The following is a 19127-nucleotide window of genomic DNA, read 5'->3' as shown; positions in this document are numbered from 1 at the left end:
GATCTGCACTGTATCAAGGCGCATTGCGTGAACTTTCAGACGCAAGTCGCCTATGAGGCACATCGCGCACTTGCAGCCCGCTCCGCGCTCTGATTCCCTGCATTCTGGGCTGTCCTGATTCGCACTGCCCGGTTCAGAGTTTTCGCAGTGCGCCCGGGACAAGCTTCCAGCGACCACTCGGCGTATCCAGGGAGAACGGCAATGAACACCGCGACGAGGCCGGTAATCTCGGAGATGAGGCCCAAGATCACCGTCGTCGGGGTCGGCGGCGGCGGCGGCAACGCCGTCAACAACATGATCGCCGAAGGCCTGCAGGGCGCGGAATTCATCGTCGCCAACACCGATGCCCAGGCCCTTGCCATGTCGAAGGCAACGAGGCTGATCCAGTTGGGCGCTCATATCACCGAAGGTCTCGGCGCCGGGTCCCTGCCCGAGGTCGGCCGTGCCGCGGCCGTGGAATCCATCGACGAGATCATGGATCACCTTGCTGGAACGCATATGTGCTTCGTGACCGCCGGCATGGGAGGCGGAACCGGCACCGGTGCCGCGCCTGTCATAGCGCAGGCAGCGCGGGCAGCCGGAATACTGACCGTCGCCGTCGTTACCAAGCCATTCGTCTTCGAAGGCAGGCGCCGCATGTACGCTGCCGATGAGGGCATCGAGCGCCTGCGCGAAAGCGCCGATACCGTCATCGTCATCCCCAACCAGAACCTGTTCAGGATCGCCGACGCCAGAACCACGTTCGCCGACGCCTTCGCCATGGCCGACCGGGTTCTCTATGCGGGCGTCGGCTGCATCACCGATCTGATCGTCAAGGAAGGCCTGATCAATCTCGACTTCGCCGATGTAAAGTCGGTGATGCGCGACATGGGCCGCGCCATGATGGGTACAGGCGAGGCTGCCGGAGAAGGCCGCGCCAAGAAGGCGGCGGAAGCGGCAATCGCCAACCCGCTGCTCGACGAAGCTTCGATGATGGGCGCCAAGGGCGTCCTTGTCTCGATATCGGGCGGCATGGACATGACGCTGTTCGAGGTCGACGAAGCCGCTACCCGCATCCGCGAGGAGGTCGACAACGATGCCGACATCATCGTCGGCGCCATCTTCGACAAGGCACTCGCCGGAAAATTCAGGGTATCGGTCGTGGCGACCGGTTTGCGGCGTGGCCTGGAGATTCCACTGCTTGCCGAACCGGAAGTTCGCATGAACTGAACGCGTATCGCTGCAAGTCGCTCTGCCGACTGCCAGCCTTACATCACCAGGGCCGCGCGCCGTCGATGACCTCCATGGCGCGCGCAGCAAAACGGCCGGCCAGCGGTGCCACATTCGCCGCATCGGCCGCAACCGCGCTGCCGGCCAACACGCGGTCGGCGATGCCGACGAAGATCACCGCAAAGCGGAACATGGCAAACACCAGATGGAACCGCTGCAGCGGCGCCGTCGGCACGGCGTGGGCGAAGTAATGATCGAGGAATTCGCGCTGTGTCGGAATGCCGAGCGCCGCCTGATCGAGGCCGAGGATGCCGCCATATTCGTCTGATGAGGAGTGCCAGGGCATCGAGCAAAAGCCGAGATCGGCAAGCGGATGGCCGAGCGTCGACAATTCCCAGTCGAGAATGCCGATCACTTCGGGCCGCTCGGGATGGAAGATGAGATTGCCGAGACGGAAATCGCCATGGGCGATCGAGACGTGGCCGTCGTCTGGCGGAAGATTTCGCGGCAGCCATTCGGCTACGGCTTCGAGCGCGGTGATGCGCTCGCTCGGCGATTCCCGCAACTGTCTGGTCCAGCGCGCGATCTGTCGTTCAAAATAGTTCCCGGGACGGCCATAATCGCCGAGCCCGACCTCTTCCGGCCGGACTGCGTGCAGCTTTGCCAGCGCCTCGGCCATGCCGAAATAGATGCCGCGCCGCTCGTCCCGCGCCAGTCCCGGCAACGAGCCATCGTGGAACACCCGGCCGTCGAGCCGCTGCATCAGATAGAACGGCGTGCCCAGCGGCTCGTCGCCGTCGTGAAAGAGCACCGGCCGCGGCAGGGGCACGTCTGTTTCCGCTAGTGCTTCGATCGCCCTGTATTCGCGATCGATGGCATGAGCGCCGCGCAGGATCGGTCCCGGGGGCTTCTTGCGCAGCACCATGCGGCGGCCGCCATAGTCGACGAAATAGGTCGGGTTGGATTGGCCGCCGACGATCCGCTCAAGCGACATCTGGCCATCGCCAAAATGCGCTCTCAGAAAGTCCTCCAGGCGTACTGGATCGAAATCCATCCTCATTGCCGGCTCAGCGGTTCCCGCCGCGACCTGTTTCGTCTTGCGTGCCGGCTTCGACATGCCAGCGCCAGAAGCCTGCACCCTCCTCGTTGAGAAAACGGTTGAGCACCATCTTGTGGACCTCGTCGGCGCCGTCGACCAGGCGAGCCTGGCGGGCATAGCGGTAGATCCATTCGAGTACAGTGTCCTTCGAATAGCCGCGGGCGCCGTTGATCTGGATCGCCACGTCGGCGGCGTCATGCAGCACATTGGCGACCTGGATCTTGGCCATGGAAACCTCCTTGCGGGCAAAGCCACCGCGATCGAGCTCCCAGGCCGCCTTCATCACCAGCAGCCGCCCGATCTCGATGCGCATGGCAAGGTCGCCGAGCATCAGCTGGATACTCTCGCGGTCGGCCAAAAGCTGCCCGAAACCGCTACGCTCGGCGGCATAGGCGCGCGCGATTTCAATGCAGCGCTTGGCAAGGCCAAGCCAGCGCATGCAATGGGTGAGCCGCGCCGGACCGAGCCGGACCTGGGTAACCATGAGGCCGCTGCCTTCGCCGGCAAGCACATCCTCGACCGGGACTTCAAGCCCGTCGAATTCCAGCTCGCAATGGCCGCCATGTTCTTCCGGTCCCATGATCTCGATGCGCCGCAGGATCCGCCAGCCCGGCTGGTCCTTGTGGAACAGCAAGGCCGAAAGGCCGTGACGCGGATCGTCCGAAGTGCGCGCTATGAGAATGAAGTGGCTCGCCTCTTGCGCCCCGGTGATGAACCATTTGCGGCCTTTGACGACATACCTGTCGCCGCGCCGTTCGGCTCTGGTCAGGATCATCGACGGGTCGGAGCCGCCCCCCGGATGCGGTTCCGTCATTGCAAAAGCCGAGCGCACCTTGCCCTCGACGATCGGTTTCAGCCATCTTTGCTTCTGCTCCGGCGTCCCCAGCCGTTCCAGCACCATCATGTTGCCATCGTCGGGGGCCGCAGAATTGAACACGACCGGACCGAAGATCGAGCGGTTCATCTCTTCATAGCAGACGGCCATATCCATCTTCGAGAGGCCGGCCCCGCCGGTCTCGGGTTTCAGCTGCAGGCACCACAGGCCGGCTGCTTTCGCCTTGCCCCGCAGCGTTTCGAGCAGCGGCAGTGCGACATTGCCATGGCCGTCATAGGAAGCCTTGTCTGCCTCGAGCGACAGTATCTCGCGCTCGACGAAGTCGGCGATCCGGCTGCGGAAGGCCTCGGTGCGGACGGAAATGTCGAAATTCATGGCGCTCACAAGGATGAAACGAGATGCCGCCATCGGCTCCGATGGTCGCGCCGGTAGTGTAGCTGCCGTCGTTGACTGGGAGCAACAGCGGTGCGCCGGCCGTTCCTTGCGCACGTCAAAGCGCCGGTTCGATATGGATCGATGCCGGCGTGCTGCCGATGCCGGTCGAATTCCAGGATCAAAGAGTACTCAGGTTTCGTATAGCTAACGTCCGCGACAATGCTCAGATCAATTCGATGACAGCGCAGCCATAGCCGTCCAGCGCCAACACTCCGGAGACAGGCACTTCGCTATCGAGCAGGTTGCTGCCGGAGGGAACGCCGGTTACCGCAACGGGCGTGTCTTTGATGTTTTGCACGAACAACAGCCGGCGTCCGCAATTCTCGCGCATCGTGACCTCGACGCCGTCCGGCAGATCCGGAACCAGAGGCTCCACATTCGCATCCACGAAAGTGCGCGTAGCGAGTTGAGCTGTCAGCTCCGGGGTTAGATAAGTGCCGACATAGAGCACACGGCCCTTGCCGACGGCGCGGGAGGTAATTGCAGGCGTTCCTGCCGCGTAGCGGTTCGACCAAACCCCTACAATTTCGACTTCCGGTTCGACTGCGAGGCTCTCATAGAAATAACCGGCATCGAACTCGTGGTTTCCGACGGTGAAACGACGGATACGGCGGCTGGATTCGGCCGGTCTGTCGGGAGGAATGACGAGCCCGCCGGAGCGCGACATGGTATTGAACAGGCCATTGGCCCCAGGTGCCGCCAGCCGCCCGAAATCCTCGACGCGAACGCCGGTCAACTTCGACAGCGACCGGCCCGGCGCTGTCTCGCGGATGACGTGGTTGTTTTCGTCGCGGGTTCCCGTGCGCGCGCCGATGATGACGGTACCGCCATTTTCGGCAAAGACTTGCAGCCGCTCGGTCCAGCTGTCCTTCCAGATCACCCAATGCGGCACGTAGAACACCTTGAGCTTCGACAGATCGTCTTCCGGGTGGATGAAGCCGCAGGCGATGCCGCGGTCATAGCAATACTGATGCAGCAAGGTTGCGTCGTCCTGCGGGCTTGGCAGGCCGATGGGGAAGGTCTTGTGGGCTTCCTGATTGTCAAAGTCCGAGCCGGCGATGCCGACATCCATCCGCACATAGGTGCCGAGGATCTTGTCTTTCAGTGCCGTCATCTCGGTGGCGAACTGCCTGGCTTCGTCATAGCGGCGGCGAGCGACATCATCGTGGTCGATGATGCCCATCCAGTATATCTCCGCACCGAAATGCGCGGGGCGCCAGCGGAAGAACATGATACCATCGGCGCCACGTGCAACCGACGACATCGCCATGCGTCGCATTTCGCCCGGCTCCGGCGTCAGCGTGCAGAAGCCCGGCTGGGCGCCAAAGCCCGACTGTTGTTCCGGCACTATGTAGTTGCCGGAAAATCCCCTGCAGATGTCGAGATGCAGCGCCTGGATCTTGGCGTGGTTGCCTAGGCGAAAGAACTCGTCATAGAGGAACGGATAGATGTCGTAGCCGACGAAGTCGAGATCGGTGGAGAATTGGCCGCGAAAGTCGATGTCACGCAATCCGCCGAGATTGTGGAAGATGAACCAACTGGCGTTCGCTTCTCTCAGGATCTCGACCTGGTCGTGCTGGAACCGTGCTGTCGAAAAGGCGAGAAAGCGGTGGTAGTCCTGGAGGTGACCGGGACCGGGAAAGGACGGTGAGAATTCCAGCGGGAAGACAATTTCGCTGAAATCGCTGTAAGCCGTCGCCCAGAAGTCGCCACCCCAGGCGAAATTCAGCCTATCTATCGTCTGGTAGGTTTCCTGGAGATAAGCCTGGAATTCCTTCAATGCCGACGGCGAATAGGATTCCGGCATGCTGGTGTTGAGCTCGTTGTCGGTCTGCCAGCCAATGACATTTGCGTTGTCGCGGTAGTGGTCCGCCATCGCCTTGGTGATCTTGCGGCTATAGTCGCGAAACACCGGGCTGCTGGTGTCGGCATACTGGCGTGAGCCGTGGCTCATCGACCGGCCATTTCCATCACGCCGCAGGATTTCCGGATGTTTTGCCGTCAGCCAGCGCGGCGGGGTGGCGGTCGGCGTGCACAAGATCGTGTTGACGCCGTGACGCGCGAGGCCCTCGATTGCCCGGTCGAACAGATCGAAATCGAAGGTGCCTTCACGCGGTTCGAAAATGTGCCAGGCGAATTCGCCGAGGCGGGCGACGTTGAAGCCGGCCTCAGCCATGCGCCGGGCGTCGTTGTCCCAGTAACTCTCGTCCACATGTTCGGGGTAGTGCGGCGCGCCGACCAGAAAGCGGTCGGTCTGGATCGTGCGCCAGACCGACAGGGCGCGGCCTTTTGAAGTCTTGTTCACGAAGGATACTCCTGCAGATCAGTCGGTGATGGTGGATTTGCGGGCACTGATCGTCCGCTCATCGACAGAGGAAAAGAGATAGACGTCACGCGGCTCGACCTTGAAGCCGACGGTCGCATCCGCAGCGACGGCACTTGCATGGCCGATCTGGACGGTGACGTTGCCGCTGCCGCTTTCGGAACTGACGCATTGCAGCGGGCCGGCGTCGGCATAGAGGATGGTCTCGCGGCCGAGATGCTCGACCAGCCGTGCCCGTCCGGCAAAACTCGCCGTCTCTTCCGCGGCCAAGCTGATGCTCTCCGGCCGGATCCCCATCGTCACCCTATCCCCGACCTGCACGGATGCAGCTTCCGTCAATTCGACAGTCAAGGGAGAAAGACCGGCGGTCGACAGCGTGGCGGCGCCGCCGGAGACAGCGGCGACCGTCACTTCGAAAAAATTCATCCGGGGTGCGCCGAGGAAGCCGGCGACGAAGAGATTGGCCGGATTACGATAGAGTTCGAGCGGAGCGCCCACCTGCTCGACCGAGCCGCGATTGAGCACGACGATACGGCTTGCCATTGTCATCGCCTCGGTCTGGTCGTGCGTGACATAGACCATGGTGGCGCCGAGCCTGGCATGCAGATCGGAAAGCTCGACGCGCATCTGCGTGCGCAAAGCTGCGTCGAGGTTGGACAATGGTTCGTCGAACAGGAACACGTCGGGCGAGCGGGTTATCGCACGGCCGATGGCCGCACGCTGACGCTGGCCGCCGGAAAGCTGTTCCGGCCGCTTGTCGAGCTGGTCGGCAATGCGAAGGATCTTGGCGGCTCGCAGCACGGCGGCGTCGATCTCGGCCTTGGGGCGATGCGCCATGCGCAGGCCGAAACCCATGTTCTCGGCGACCGTCATATGCGGGTAAAGCGCATAGGACTGGAAGACCATGGCAATGCCGCGCTCACCCGGCTCGGTGGTGGTGACATCACGGCCGTTGATGAGAATCTTACCGGTCGAGACGGTTTCAAGCCCGGCGATGATCTTCAACAGCGTTGACTTGCCACAGCCGGACGGCCCGACGGTGACAATGAACTCGCCCTGTTCGACGCTGAGATCGATGCCGCGCAGCGCATGGTAGCTGCCATAATTCTTTTGTATCTGCCGGAGTTCAAGACTGGTCATGGAGCCCTGCTTGCGAAATCAGTTTCGGATCGGGTGGGCGACGCCTTGAAGCCATGGTCGCTCATCCCTTGACCGCTCCCATGGTGAGGCCGGTGATGAAGTGCTTCTGCATTAGGAAGAACATGGCAACCGGCGGCAAAGCCACGACGATGGTGCCAGCCGAGATCAGGTTCCAGGCCGAGACCCATTCGCCGCGCAGATTGGCGAGGCCGGCGGTGACCGGTTTGACAGTATCGCTGATGGTGAGCACGACCGCCCAGAAATAATCGTTCCAGATAAAGGTGAAGAGCAGGATGGCCAGCGCCGCGAGAGCCGGCCGCACCAATGGGACCACGACATGTACCAATGTCTGAAACGGCGTCGCGCCCTCGGCCCTGGCGGCCTGAAACAGTTCTCCCGGCAAGGCGGCGATGAAGTTGCGCATGAACAGTGTCGCAAACCCGGTCTGGAAGGCGACGTGGAAGATGATCAGGGCCGCCATCGTGTCGTAGAGGTTGAGCCGCACCATGAGATCGCGCACCGGGATCATCATGATCTGGTGCGGCAGGAAGTTTCCGCCGACGAACAGGGCGAAGACGAGCATGTTGCCGCGAAACCGATAACGGGCGAGCACGAACCCGGCGAGCGTGCTCAAGATGAGAACGCCCATCACCGAGGGGATGGTGATGGTCAGGCTGTTGAGGAAGTAGCGGGCCATTGGCGTCTGGGTGAAGACCGCCGTGTAGTTGTCGACCAGGCCGAATTGCGTCGGCCAGCCCCACAGATTGCCGCCCATGACATCCTGCGTAGAGCGGAACGAGGTGAGAATGATGGCAAAGAGCGGTGCCAGCCAGACAATCAGGATGCCGGTCACCAGCACGACATAGAGGCGACGCCGCCAAATAGCCGTTTCGGGAAACGGGCGAGGAAACATCAGCCGCCCCTTTCATCGGCGCGGATCATCCGCGTCAGGTACCAGGCGATGAAGACCGCCATGATCACGAACAGCACCGAAGCAATGGCCGCGCCATAGCCGAAGCGGTAGGAAAAGATGGACTGCTCGAACATCTGATAGGCAAGCACCTCGGACGAACCGAAGGGGCCGCCGCTGGTCATCACCGAGACCATGTCGAAGGAACGCAGTGCGCCGACGACGGTGACGGCGATGGCGATAAAGGTGACCTGTGTCAGCTGCGGCAATACGATGTGGCGCAGCATGTTCCAGCCGCTGGCGCCGTCGACCCGCCCGGCGCCGATCAGGTCCTCGCTGAGATTGTTGAGGCCGGCGAGATAGAGCACCATGCAGAAGGCGATCTGCGGCCACAAAGCTGCGATCACGACGGCGAAAGTGACGAAGTTTTCATCCGACAGCACTGCCGGGGCGGTCGCGCCGAAGGTGCGGAAGACCAGGGCGAGAAGCCCGAATTCCGGCGTATAGACCCAGGTGAAGACAACGCCGACGGCAACCGAAGCCAGCACCAGCGGAATGAAGAACAGCGATTTGAGCAGGCGCATGCCGCGGATTTTCTGGTTGACGAGCAGCGCGATGACGAGGCCGAGCGGCGGCGCCAGCATGAACATCACCAGCCAGATCAGATTGTTCTTCAGCGAAACATAGAACTGCGGATCGGCAAACAATTCGCGGTAGTTGCCAAGGCCGATCCAGACCATCGGGCTGAAGCCGTCCCATTCGTGCAGGCTGATCCATAGGCTCTCGACCGCAGAGGCCAGAATGACGACGGAAAACAGCAAAGCGGCGGGCAGGATCAGAAGTGTCGGTGTCAGCCACCAGCGATGGCGGCGCCAAAGCTTCGTCATTTTGGGAGACCTCATTCACCGGAACGCATCGGGGAGCGGGCAAGACCCCGCTCCCCTCCGCTGGGAGGCGCTAGACCTTGAAGATCCGGCGACGGGTTCCCTCGAGACGCTGAAGAATGGCATCCCGGCGCTCCGGCTTGGCCATGAATTCCTGGAAGCCGACCAGACCCGCCTGGGCCATGTCGGGATCGGTGTCACGGTCGTAATATTGCGACGTGCCGGCCACCGTCTTGAGGCTTTCCACAGCTGCGTTGACCAGCGGGTCCTTGCTGGCCGGAAGGTCGTTGCGCGGCGGAACGTTGCCGCCAGGTTCCAGATAAGGGCCGAAATTTTCCGGCTGATAGAAGAAGGCGAGGAACTCGCGGGCACCCGCCTTGTTCTTGGCGTTGGCCGGGATGTGGACCGAATTGACCGAGAATTCTTCGTAGCGGTCGAGGGCGCCGTCAATCTTCGGGAAAGGCGCGAATGTCAGCTGCTCGAGATCCTGCTCAGGGAAAGTAGCCTTCACGAAGGCGCCGAGGTTCATCATGCCGGCCTTCTTCTGGGCGAGGAAGGCGCCGGCCTCCTGCCAGCCGAACGACGTCTGATCCGGCGTGAAGAAACCCTGCTTGATCAGTTCTTCCCAGTGGTCGAAAACAGCCTTCAGCGCCGGGTCGGTATAAGCCATCTTGCCGTTCATCAAGGCAAAGTGCTTGTCGAGACCGTTGATCCGCAGGTTCATCTGGTCGAACCATCCGGCCGCCGGCCAGAGTTCCTTGGTGCCGATGCTGACCGGAATAACGCCGGCAGCCTTGGATTTCTGGCCGTAAGCCAGGAATTCGTCCCAGGTCGCCGGTACCGTCAGTCCGTGCTCGGCAAAGACGTCCTTGCGATAGAACATGCCCCACATCGTGCCGCCGGTCGGCAGGCCATACTGCTTGCCGTCGACCGTGACCGCACCGGTCGTGGCACCCAGCACGTCCTTATATTTCTGCTTCTCGAACAGATCCGAAATATCGTCGAACAGGCCGCGGGTGACGAAAGCGCGCATGCGGTTTCCGGAGAACCAGAAGCAGACATCCGGCGCGCCGGCGACAAGGTAGTTGCGGATCGCGGTCTTGTGGGCCTCGTGATCCATATTGTTGATCACAACCTTGGTGCCGGACTGCTTCTCGAAGTCGGCCGCGATGCGCCGCAAAATCCGCAGGGCATCGGCATTGTTTTCGTCTGAAATGATGGTGACTTCACTCGACTGGCTGAGTGCCGGCATCGGGAAGCCCGCGAGGGCTCCAGCGGAAATGCCCCCAGCTCCCTTCAGGAAATTGCGCCGCGTCGACGGCTTTTCAATCCACTTGAACGTCATTGTTACTCCTCCCGTGTTGTCAATTCTCTACTGGCACTCTGGCCGGCGCGGTTGTTCTTCTTCAACGGCGCGGATCGGCAGCTCACCTCCCGGGCAAGAGAATATGCTTGCCCGCCCCTTCAGAGCGCGGTGACATTGCTAACCGGATTAATTTCGCTGACCCCGGTTCGGGTGTTGAACAGTCGGACAAACTTATGCATATGTTTTCTCGAGAGGCAATAATTAATTTACAAAATTAAGAAAGCGGATCCGTGAAGCTCAAGGGTGACCCGAGCACGACTCGGGCGATGAACCGCAGACTGATCCTCAATCTCTTGCGGCAGGAAGGAGCGCGCAGCCGGGCCGACATAGCGTCAGTTACCGGCCTCAGTCCGGCAGCGGTCACCTTCGTCGTGGCCGACCTCATCGAGGAGGGCCTGCTGATCGAAGGCAAGACAGTCGTGGGCTCGGCTGGGCGCCGCCCTATTCCGGTGGATATCAACTATGCCAACGGCCTTGCCATAGGTTTCAAGCTGATGGTCGGATCGGTCGAATGCGTGGTCACCGATCTTGCGACCAATCCGTTGGGCTCTCTGCGCGTCAAGCTCTCGGACAGCGATCCCGACCATATCATAGCGACCTTGGCCAAGGCGGTACCGGAGCTGATTTCGATTGTCGATCGGCCCGCTGCCAAGCTTGCCGGGATCGGCGTTTCAATGCCTGGCGTCATAGACAACCAGAAGGCTGTGTGTATCCGCAGCAATCGCTACAACTGGGACAACGTTCCCCTTGGCCCGATGCTGGCCGAACTGGTAGACGTCCCCGTGTGGCTTGAGGACGACACCAATGCCTATGCCATTGCCCAGCAACTCTTCGGCCTGGGACGCCAGCACCGCAATATGGCTGTGCTGGCGATCGGCGTCGGAATCGGCTGCGCGCTCGTCTTCGATGGCAAACTCTATCGCGGCGCGAACGGTGCCGCCGGCAAGTTCGGCCACAGCTCTTATGAGGAGAACGGCCGCCTTTGCGAGTGCGGAAAACGCGGCTGCTTGATGGCCTATTACGCCGAGCCGGCGATCCTGCGCACCTGGCGCGAAGCCACGGGGCACGACGAAGCGGATAGCAAAGTCAGCCTTATGGCAGCCTTGGCAGACCGCGAACCGCGAGCCGTCGCCATTCTCGAACAAGCCGGACATGGCATCGGCCGGCATCTCGCCAATCTTGTCAACATCACCGACCCGGAGGTCATTGTCGTCGGCGGTGAAGCCGTGTCGTTTGGCGATGCGCTGTTTGGCCCAATGCGGCTGACGCTTGGGAAAAATACCTTTCGCGCGGCACCACCAATGCTGCTGGACTGGGAGGACAATTCCTGGGCAAGGGGAGCGGCTGCACTGGTGACGCAGAAGCTCTTTGATTTCGAAACATCGGCCGGCAACGCCGCGCCGCTTTCAAAGCAGGTCCTATGGTCGGCATAGAGCGATGAACTGGGCAGCCCTGCCCTGCTCGACAATGAACAGCCGAGTGGGATTGGCGCCTCAGGCCGCCCGAACGCTGCGCGCTCCGCGCGCCCAGGCCGGCAGCCAATCGCCATGCGCAACCAGCAAATCATCGACCAGCGACCATATCTGGTCGAGGTCGAGCTCGGCCGCCGTGTGCGGGTCCATCATCGCCGCGTGATAGATGTGCTCGCGGTTCTCGGTCATCAGCGCCTGGACCGTCAGCTCCTGGACGTTGATATTGGTGCGGATCAGCGCGGTGAGTTGCACCGGCAGGTCGCCGATGAACGTGGGTTGAATGCCCGAGGCGTCGACGAGGCATGGCACCTCGGCGGCGCAATTATATGGCAATGACGTGATGCAGCCATTGTTGCGGACGTTGCCGTAGATCACCGACGGCTCGCCGGTCCAGACCGAGTTCATGATCGAGGACGCATATTCCTTCGACTGCTCCACTTCGATCTTGTCAGCCGAGCGATAGGCTTCCGCTTGCCCCTTCCAGCGTTCGATCTGCTCGATGCAGCGCTTCGGGTATTCGTCGAGCGGGATACCGAATTTCTCGATCAGATCTTCGCGCCCGTCCTTGATGAAATAGGGCGTGTATTCCGCGAAATGTTCGGAGCTCTCGGTGACGAAGTAACCGAGGCGCTTCAGCATCTCGTAGCGCACCTTGTTCGGGCAGCGCGGGTTCCACCCCGGCTTCGGCGCCCGCCCTTCGCTGTAGGCGCGCAGCAGATCCGGATAGAGATTGCGGTAGGAGCCGTCCGGCTGGCGATGCTCGAACTTCAGGTAGAAGGCCATGTGATTGATGCCGGCCGAGCGGTAGCGAATTTCCTCGTAGGGAATGTCGAGGTCATGCGCCAGCTCCATCGCCGTGCCTTGCACCGAATGGCAAAGGCCGACCTGCTTGATGTCGGGGTATTTTTCCGCGATCGCCCAAGTGTTGATCGCCATCGGGTTGACATATTGCAGCATGATCGCCTGCGGGCAGATGGCGCGCATGTCTTCGCAGATCTTCCAGAGATGCGGCACGGTTCTCAGGCCCCGCATGATGCCGCCGACGCCGAGCGTATCGGCGATGGTCTGGCGCAGCCCGTATTTCTTCGGAACTTCGAAGTCGGTGACCGTGCAGGGCTCGTAGCCGCCGATCTGGAAGGCGACGACGACGAAATCGGCGTCCGCCAGCGCCTTGCGCTGGTCCGAATAGGTTTCGGCTTTGGCCTTTACGCCAAGCGTCGAGATCAACTTGCCGACGACGATTGCGCTTTCCTCGAGCCGTTGCGGATTGATGTCCATGAGCGCGATCGTCGCGCCGGATAAAGCCGGACGCTGCAATATGTCGCCGACGATGTTCCTCATGAACACCGTCGAGCCAGCTCCGATGAAAGCGACCTTGGGATTTCTTGCCACAACGACCTCCGGCATAAGCAATCAGGCTACCTCGAAAGCGGCTTTGACCAGCCGTTCGGTGTAAGCGGTTTTGGGATGGGACAGGACTTCGTCGACCGGCCCCTCTTCGACGATCCGGCCGTGCTGCATGACGATGACGCGATGGCACAGCGCCCGCACGACCTTGAGGTCGTGCGAGATGAAGATGTAGCTCAGGCCCCGTTCGCGCTGCAGCTTGCGCAGCAGTTCGATGATCTGCGCCTGGACCGAGAGATCCAGCGCCGATGTCGGCTCGTCGAGCACGATGAATTCGGGTTCGAGCGCGACGGTGCGGGCAATCGCAATACGCTGGCGCTGGCCGCCGGAAAACTCGTGCGGGAAGCGCGACAGGATATCGCCGGGCATGCCGGCGCTGATCAGCGCCTCGCGCACCCGCTCGATCCGATCGTTCCTGGTGGTGCCGATGCGGTTGACGACCAGCCCTTCCTCGATGATCTGGCCGATCGTCATGCGCGGGTTGAGCGACGAGAACGGATCCTGGAAGACGACCTGCATGCGCGACCGCAACGGCCGCATCTGCCCCCGCGAACAGCCATGGATCGGCTGGCCATCGAAATAGATCTCGCCGCTGTCCGTGGTGTTGAGCCTGAGCAACGCCTCGCCGAAGGTGGTTTTGCCCGATCCGGATTCGCCGACGAGACCCAGCGTCTCGTGCCGCCGAAGTGTCAGGCTGAGGCTGTCGACGGCGACGAGTTCGCGCAGGTCCGGCCTCATGAACGTGCCATGCCGCAGCATGAAGGAGACGCGCACATCCTTGGCTTCAAGAATGACGTCGGCGCCTTCCGGCAACGGATTTGCCTGGCCGCGCGGCTCGGAGGCAAGCAGGTGACAGGTGTAGGGATGCTGCGGATTGGCAAACAGCTTCTCCGTCACATTGTGCTCGCGCATCTCCCCATGCTGCATGACGTAGACATAGTCGGAGAACTGCCGCACCACCGTCAGGTCGTGCGTGATCAGGATCACCGCCATGCGCAGTTTCTTCTGCAGGTTTCGGATGAGATTGAGGATCTGCGCCTGAACCGTGACGTCGAGCGCCGTCGTCGGCTCATCGGCGATCAGCACATCCGGATCGTTGGCCAGTGCCATGGCGATCATCACACGCTGGCGTTGGCCGCCGGAAAGCTGGTGCGGGTATTGCTTCAGCCGCGCCTGGGGTTCAGGAATCTGCACCTGCTGCAGCAGCTCGAGCGCTCTTGCTTCGGCCTGCCTGCGGCTCATCTTGCGATGCACCCGTATCGCCTCGACGATCTGGCTGCCGATCGTGTAGATCGGGTTGAGCGAACTCATCGGCTCCTGGAAGATCATCGAGATGCGGTCGCCGCGCAGTTTGCGCCGGGCACGCTCGGAAAATTTCAGGATGTTCGCGCCGTTGTATTCGACGGTCGATTTCGGCGACACCACCGCGCGCTTCGACAACAGCCCCATGACGGTGCGCGCCGTCACCGACTTGCCCGATCCGGACTCGCCGACAATGGCGATCGTCTCGCCGCGATAGAGCTGGAACGAGATGTCCTTGACGGCTTCGACCATGCCGTGTTCGACCTTGAAATCGACGGCGATGTTGCGGGCATCGATGACCGGGTTTTCCGAACGGCCGTCATGGTCGAGCCGGACAGGCGGTGCGAAGGATTTGACGAGCGCGTGTTGCATCATGTCACGTCAATACGGATCGACCGCATCGCGCAGTCCATCGCCAAGCGCGTTGAACGCGAAGACGGTGACAAGCACGAAGCCGACCGGCGAGAGGATCCAGGGATAAGTGCCGATGACCGAATAGGTCGCGGTGTCTTGCAGCATCAGGCCCCAGGAGATCAGCGGCGGCTTCACCGCGAAGCCGAGAAAACCAAGGAAGGATTCGAGCAGGACCACGCTGGGGATTGCCAACGTGACCGCAACGATGACGTGGCTCATCACGTTTGGAAAAATATGTTGCATGATGATGCGGCCGTCCGTGGCGCCGACCGCCATCGCCGCACGAACGTAGTCGATCCGCGCCAGTGCCAGGGTCTTGCCGCGCACCTCGCGCGACATCTGCGCCCAGCCGAGTGCCGACATGACAACGATCACGAAGGCCAGAAAGACATTCGTCGGCGCCGTCACCGGAACGAGTGACGTCAGCGCCAGATAAAGCGGCAATTGCGGAAATGCGAGCACCAGTTCGACGAAGCGCTGGACCCAGACATCGAATGTGCCGCCGAAATAGCCCGACACCATGCCGACCGTCGTGCCGATCACGGTGACGATGAAGACCACGGTCAATGCGATCATCAACGAGATGCGCGAACCATAGATCGCACGAGCCAGCACATCGCGGCCGAATTTGTCGGTGCCAAGGAAATGCACCGGCTGGCCGTCGGTCGAGCCGAAGAAGTGCCGGTTCGCGGGAAGCAGGCCGAGCAGTCTGTACTCCGCTCCCTTGACGAAGAAGCCGAGCAGCCGCGGATGGTCGTAGTCCGGCCCGACGACGGGTTGGAAGGTAACCGGGTCGAGGTCTTCCGAATCCGCCAGGGCATAGACGCGTGGCTGGAAGACGAAGTTGCCGTCTCTGTCATGGAAGCTCATCATCTGCGGCGGGGCAAAGCCGACATCGGTCACCTTGGGATCCATCGGTGCGAAGAAGTCGGCAAACACCGCCAGCAGCACCAGAAACGCGACCAGGATGAGCCCGGCCATGCCGGTCCAGGACCGTTTCAGGCGGCGCCAGACGAGCGCGATGTAGCTCTCATTGCCGCGCGGCTTGACCTTGGCCGGTTGCTCGGCAAGTGGCGGCAGCGAGGGCTCGAAAGCAAGCATCTCAGGACCCTGCATATTGGCGCACACGCGGGTCGAGCATAACGAGCAGCATGTCGGCGATGATGTTGCCGACGATCAGCGTCGCCGACAGCACCATCATGAAGGTCGCCGTGACATAGACGTCACCGACCGCCATCGAACCAACGATCGCCGGGCCGACGGTCGGCAGGGCAAAGATGATCGCCGTCTCGATCTCGCCGGTCAGCATATAGGGCAGCACCACGCCCTGATACATGACCAGCGGATGCAGCGCATTGGGCACCGCATGGCGCATGACGACCGCACCGCCGCTAAGGCCCTTGGCGCGAGCGGTTTCGACATATTGCGCATTCAGCGTGTCGAGCAGATTGCCGCGCATCACCCGCATGTTGTAGGCGAGCCCGCCGAAGGTGGCGATGGCGACAACCGGCCAGACATGCCGGACCAGATCGACGAACTTCGCCCAGGACCACGGCGCCCCGCCAAATTGCGGCGAAAAGAAGCTGCCGATCTCGGAGACGTTGAACTGGAAGACCAGCAGATAGACGATGATCAGCGCCATCAGGAAGCGCGGTACCGTCATTCCGAGGAAGGAAATCGCTGACAGCGTACTGTCGATCCAGCTGTACTGCCTGGTCGCCGCCCAGATACCAAAGCCGATGCCCAGCACCGAAGCCAAGAGGTGGCAGACAAGCGCAAGCAGCAGCGTGCGCGGCAGCCGCTCGCCTACCACGTCGGCGACGGGCTTGTTGTAATACAGGCTGTGGCCGAAATCGCCCCGGGTGACGATGCCGGCGATCCAGTTCAGGTATTGGAGCGGAACCGGCTTATCGAGGCCATGCTCCACGCTGTAAGCCTTCGCCTGGGCATCGGCCTCGGCAAAGGAGGCTCCACCCTGGTTGATGAGCTGCAAGCGAATGTAATCGGCATAGTTACCCGGCGGTGCCTGGATGATCGCGAAGGTAACCACGCTCAAAATGGCGAGAACCGGTATTGCGGATGCTATGCGCATAAGCAGAAATCGCAGCATCGACCGTTTTTCTCCTCGCTCAGGTTCTCAGTTATCCCTCACCGCTGGCTTTGTCCCGGCCGCGCCAGCAGCGCGGCCGGGAATTTTCAAGTCAGGGGAGGAAACTCAGTTCGTCGGACCCTTGTCCCCGGGCTTTCCGGGAAGCTGCTCGGGAAACAGTTCATATTTCTGCTGCTTGTCGGCGGCCACCCAGACCCGCTCGCGGACGATCGAATCCTCGGCCCAGTTGAACATGAAGATCGGCGTTCCCTGCGGGATATTGGAGAAACGTTTGTTGATGATCAGCGCGCCGGGATATTCGGTGAGCCCGACGGTATAGACGTGTTCCGTCGAGATCTTCTGGAACTGCTTCATCAGGCTGGCGCGCTGGTCATTGTCCTGCGCCGAGACGAACTTGTTGACGATGTCGACAAGGTCCTTCTCGAACGGCATCAGATCAACCTGGCCGTTTTCCGGAGCGCGGTGGTTCCAGCTGGTGCGTGGACCGACCGGCGCCAGTTGCTCGGTGTTCTGCACTACCGAGGTGAGCTCCGTTTCGTTGCGCCTTACCAGCCAGTCGAAGCGACCGGAGTAATTAGCCTGATCGCGCTGGGTACCGTTCAACCCGTTCAGGACAACGCGAAGACCTAGCTTCTCCATCTGGCCGACGATGCCCTCCGCGAGGCTCTTGTCGGTGGTGTAATCGTTGTTGACGAGCATCACGATCTCGACATTCTTGCCGCCGGCGGTGCCGGCAGGAAAATTGACGAACCCGTCGCCGTCGGTGTCCTTCAGGCCTGCCTTGGCGAGTTCCGCCTTGGCGCCTTCGAGATCGAAGGGGTAGTAGACCGTCGACTTCCGGTCGTAGAAGCTCGTACCCGAGGAGAAGCCGCCCGGATAGATGGCAGTGAACGGACCCTTGACCAGCGAGTCGCCGAGCGCCTTGCGGTCGAGCGCCATGGTGACGCCCTTGCGGAAATCCTCGTTGCGGTTCAGCTCGCGTACCGCCTGTCCGCGCTCGTCGGGGTTGCCCCAGCCATTGGCTGAGAAATTCATGCGCAGATTATAGCCGATCAGCCGCGGGCCGAAGGCAAGCCGTGCCGGCGCGTCCTTTTGCGCCGCTCGCTTCAGCGAGGCGACGAAGTTCTCCGGCTGCTCCAGATTGGAGAAGTCGCCCGCCCCCGACACCGCCTGAACGTCGCGGTCGGCCCAGGTCGACAGCTTGTAATGCAGCTCGTTGAGATACGGCAGCTGGTTGCCCTTCTCGTCGACCTTCCAATAGTACGGATTGCGGCGCATGACGATGATGTCGTCGGGGCGGTATGCCACCGGCACCCAGGCACCCATCACCGGCATGTTCATATATTCCGGCGGGAAGGCGTTCTTGAACTGCTCGTAGGTGTTCTTCGAATATTTCGGATGCTGCGGCTTGAGGATATGCGACGGGCCCGGACAGAAGGTGCCGTAAGCCATGGCGTAGAGATATTGCTTCGGAAAGGCGTCCTTGAAGGTCCACTCGACGGTATAGTCGTCGATTTTCTTCAACGTCGTGCCGACGCCGAAGGTCTCCTGCGTCGCGCCGTTCAGCGGCGACACATTAGGGTCGATCACCTCGTCGTCCCAGTAGAACATCACATCGTCGGCGTTGAACGGAACGCCGTCCGACCATTTCGCGCCCGCGACCAGATGCATCGTCAGCGTGTGGCCGTCCTTCGACCAGTCCCAACTCCTGGCGAGGTTAGGCAGCGGCTCCGTGTCCTTGGCCTCGACCTGGAAAAGCGGTGCGGTGCGCGTCAGGCATTCGGAAAGGCCGATGTCGATGCCGCCCCAGCCCTGCGTCTGGCCGGCGCCATAGTTCCAGCCCTCCGGCCGGCCGCCGATGACATGGCGCATGGTGTCACCGTAGACACCGACGCCGTCCGGCATATTGCCGGTCTTGAAGACCAGCGGCTCCTTAGGCAGCCGGTCCTTGACCGGCGGCAGCTTGCCTGCCTTGACGTATTTGTCGGTGACCCAATCGGGTTCGTGGTATTCTGGAAGTGCCTTGAACTCCAGGATCGAGTCGCGCGCGACGTGTTTGATCTTTCCCTCGGCGGGAAATTGCGCGGGCACCGGCGGCACCGTCGGCTCGGATGCATATGCGCTCAGCGCCGAGGCCGAGACGCTAAGCGCCAGCCCGGCGAGAATGCCAATGTTTCGAAAGTTCCTCATCGTCTCTCCTCCCTGTTGTTCAGGAGCGCGT

Annotated in this window: 14 protein-coding genes; 2 read left to right on the top strand and 12 right to left on the bottom strand. The window is 61.6% G+C overall.

The features are described from left to right. Positions 1–201: 201 nt before the first annotated feature. Positions 202–1209, top strand: coding sequence for a cell division protein FtsZ (gene ftsZ / locus NKH13_RS19565; protein WP_023677189.1), 1008 nt, complete (start codon positions 202–204; stop codon positions 1207–1209). Positions 1210–1252: 43 nt separating this feature from the next. On the opposite strand, the gene NKH13_RS19560 is transcribed toward ftsZ, so the two are convergent. The 7 genes from NKH13_RS19560 to NKH13_RS19530 all read right to left on the bottom strand — a co-directional run bounded on the left by NKH13_RS19560 (position 1253) and on the right by NKH13_RS19530 (position 10180). Further along, positions 1253–2269, bottom strand: coding sequence for a phosphotransferase family protein (locus tag NKH13_RS19560; protein ID WP_352913979.1), 1017 nt, complete (start codon positions 2267–2269; stop codon positions 1253–1255). A gap of 7 nt (positions 2270–2276) precedes the next feature. Beyond that, the gene (locus NKH13_RS19555; protein WP_352913976.1) at positions 2277–3518 is read right to left on the bottom strand and encodes an acyl-CoA dehydrogenase family protein; all 1242 of its coding nucleotides are present in this window, start codon (positions 3516–3518) and stop codon (positions 2277–2279) included. Between the two features lie 223 nt (positions 3519–3741). Further along, positions 3742–5883, bottom strand: coding sequence for a beta-galactosidase (locus NKH13_RS19550; RefSeq protein WP_352913814.1), 2142 nt, complete (start codon positions 5881–5883; stop codon positions 3742–3744). A gap of 18 nt (positions 5884–5901) precedes the next feature. Next, positions 5902–7041, bottom strand: coding sequence for an ABC transporter ATP-binding protein (locus NKH13_RS19545; RefSeq protein ID WP_352913812.1), 1140 nt, complete (start codon positions 7039–7041; stop codon positions 5902–5904). 61 nt (positions 7042–7102) lie between these two features. Next, on the bottom strand, positions 7103–7954 hold the full coding sequence (locus NKH13_RS19540; RefSeq protein WP_352913810.1) for a carbohydrate ABC transporter permease: 852 nt from the start codon (positions 7952–7954) through the stop codon (positions 7103–7105). Next, a complete protein-coding gene (locus NKH13_RS19535) occupies positions 7954–8838 on the bottom strand; it encodes a carbohydrate ABC transporter permease (protein WP_352913808.1) in 885 nt (294 codons plus the stop codon). Before NKH13_RS19535 ends, NKH13_RS19540 begins: the two co-directional genes overlap by 1 nt. Before the next feature lie 70 nt (positions 8839–8908). After that, entirely contained in the window at positions 8909–10180 is a 1272-nt protein-coding gene (locus NKH13_RS19530) for an ABC transporter substrate-binding protein (protein ID WP_352913806.1), read from the bottom strand. A 251-nt stretch (positions 10181–10431) separates the two neighbouring features. Between NKH13_RS19530 and NKH13_RS19525 the strand changes: the two genes are divergently transcribed. Next, the gene (locus NKH13_RS19525) at positions 10432–11634 is read left to right on the top strand and encodes an ROK family transcriptional regulator (protein WP_352913805.1); all 1203 of its coding nucleotides are present in this window, start codon (positions 10432–10434) and stop codon (positions 11632–11634) included. 60 nt (positions 11635–11694) lie between these two features. On the opposite strand, the gene NKH13_RS19520 is transcribed toward NKH13_RS19525, so the two are convergent. From NKH13_RS19520 to NKH13_RS19500, 5 genes are all read right to left on the bottom strand, one after another. Beyond that, positions 11695–13065 (bottom strand): alpha-glucosidase/alpha-galactosidase, encoded by a 1371-nt coding sequence (locus NKH13_RS19520; protein WP_352913803.1) that lies wholly within the window; start codon positions 13063–13065, stop codon positions 11695–11697. Between the two features lie 21 nt (positions 13066–13086). Then, positions 13087–14754: an ABC transporter ATP-binding protein gene (locus NKH13_RS19515; protein WP_352913975.1), complete on the bottom strand. Its 1668-nt coding sequence runs from the start codon at positions 14752–14754 to the stop codon at positions 13087–13089. 9 nt (positions 14755–14763) lie between these two features. Beyond that, positions 14764–15897, bottom strand: a complete 1134-nt coding sequence (locus NKH13_RS19510; protein ID WP_352718088.1) for an ABC transporter permease — start codon at positions 15895–15897, stop codon at positions 14764–14766. A 1-nt stretch (position 15898) separates the two neighbouring features. Beyond that, positions 15899–16906, bottom strand: a complete 1008-nt coding sequence (locus NKH13_RS19505) for an ABC transporter permease (RefSeq protein WP_352661884.1) — start codon at positions 16904–16906, stop codon at positions 15899–15901. Positions 16907–17011: 105 nt separating this feature from the next. Then, positions 17012–19096: an ABC transporter substrate-binding protein gene (locus NKH13_RS19500; protein ID WP_352913801.1), complete on the bottom strand. Its 2085-nt coding sequence runs from the start codon at positions 19094–19096 to the stop codon at positions 17012–17014. Between the last annotated feature and the right edge of the window lie 31 nt (positions 19097–19127).

This window comes from Mesorhizobium sp. M1348 (assembly GCF_040317925.1).
Lineage (GTDB): Bacteria > Pseudomonadota > Alphaproteobacteria > Rhizobiales > Rhizobiaceae > Mesorhizobium.
Note: the sequence above shows the minus strand (reverse complement) of the source record. Positions and strands in the feature narration are given on the sequence as shown.

Coding starts and splice junctions, on each gene's coding strand:
- ftsZ (WP_023677189.1), top strand. CDS start 202: ATGAACACCGCGACGAGGCCGGTAATCTCGGAGATGAGGCCCAAGATC.
- NKH13_RS19560 (WP_352913979.1), bottom strand. CDS start 2,269: ATGAGGATGGATTTCGATCCAGTACGCCTGGAGGACTTTCTGAGAGCG.
- NKH13_RS19555 (WP_352913976.1), bottom strand. CDS start 3,518: ATGAATTTCGACATTTCCGTCCGCACCGAGGCCTTCCGCAGCCGGATC.
- NKH13_RS19545 (WP_352913812.1), bottom strand. CDS start 7,041: ATGACCAGTCTTGAACTCCGGCAGATACAAAAGAATTATGGCAGCTAC.
- NKH13_RS19540 (WP_352913810.1), bottom strand. CDS start 7,954: ATGTTTCCTCGCCCGTTTCCCGAAACGGCTATTTGGCGGCGTCGCCTC.
- NKH13_RS19535 (WP_352913808.1), bottom strand. CDS start 8,838: ATGACGAAGCTTTGGCGCCGCCATCGCTGGTGGCTGACACCGACACTT.
- NKH13_RS19530 (WP_352913806.1), bottom strand. CDS start 10,180: ATGACGTTCAAGTGGATTGAAAAGCCGTCGACGCGGCGCAATTTCCTG.
- NKH13_RS19515 (WP_352913975.1), bottom strand. CDS start 14,754: ATGCAACACGCGCTCGTCAAATCCTTCGCACCGCCTGTCCGGCTCGAC.
- NKH13_RS19510 (WP_352718088.1), bottom strand. CDS start 15,897: ATGCTTGCTTTCGAGCCCTCGCTGCCGCCACTTGCCGAGCAACCGGCC.
- NKH13_RS19505 (WP_352661884.1), bottom strand. CDS start 16,906: ATGCTGCGATTTCTGCTTATGCGCATAGCATCCGCAATACCGGTTCTC.
- NKH13_RS19500 (WP_352913801.1), bottom strand. CDS start 19,096: ATGAGGAACTTTCGAAACATTGGCATTCTCGCCGGGCTGGCGCTTAGC.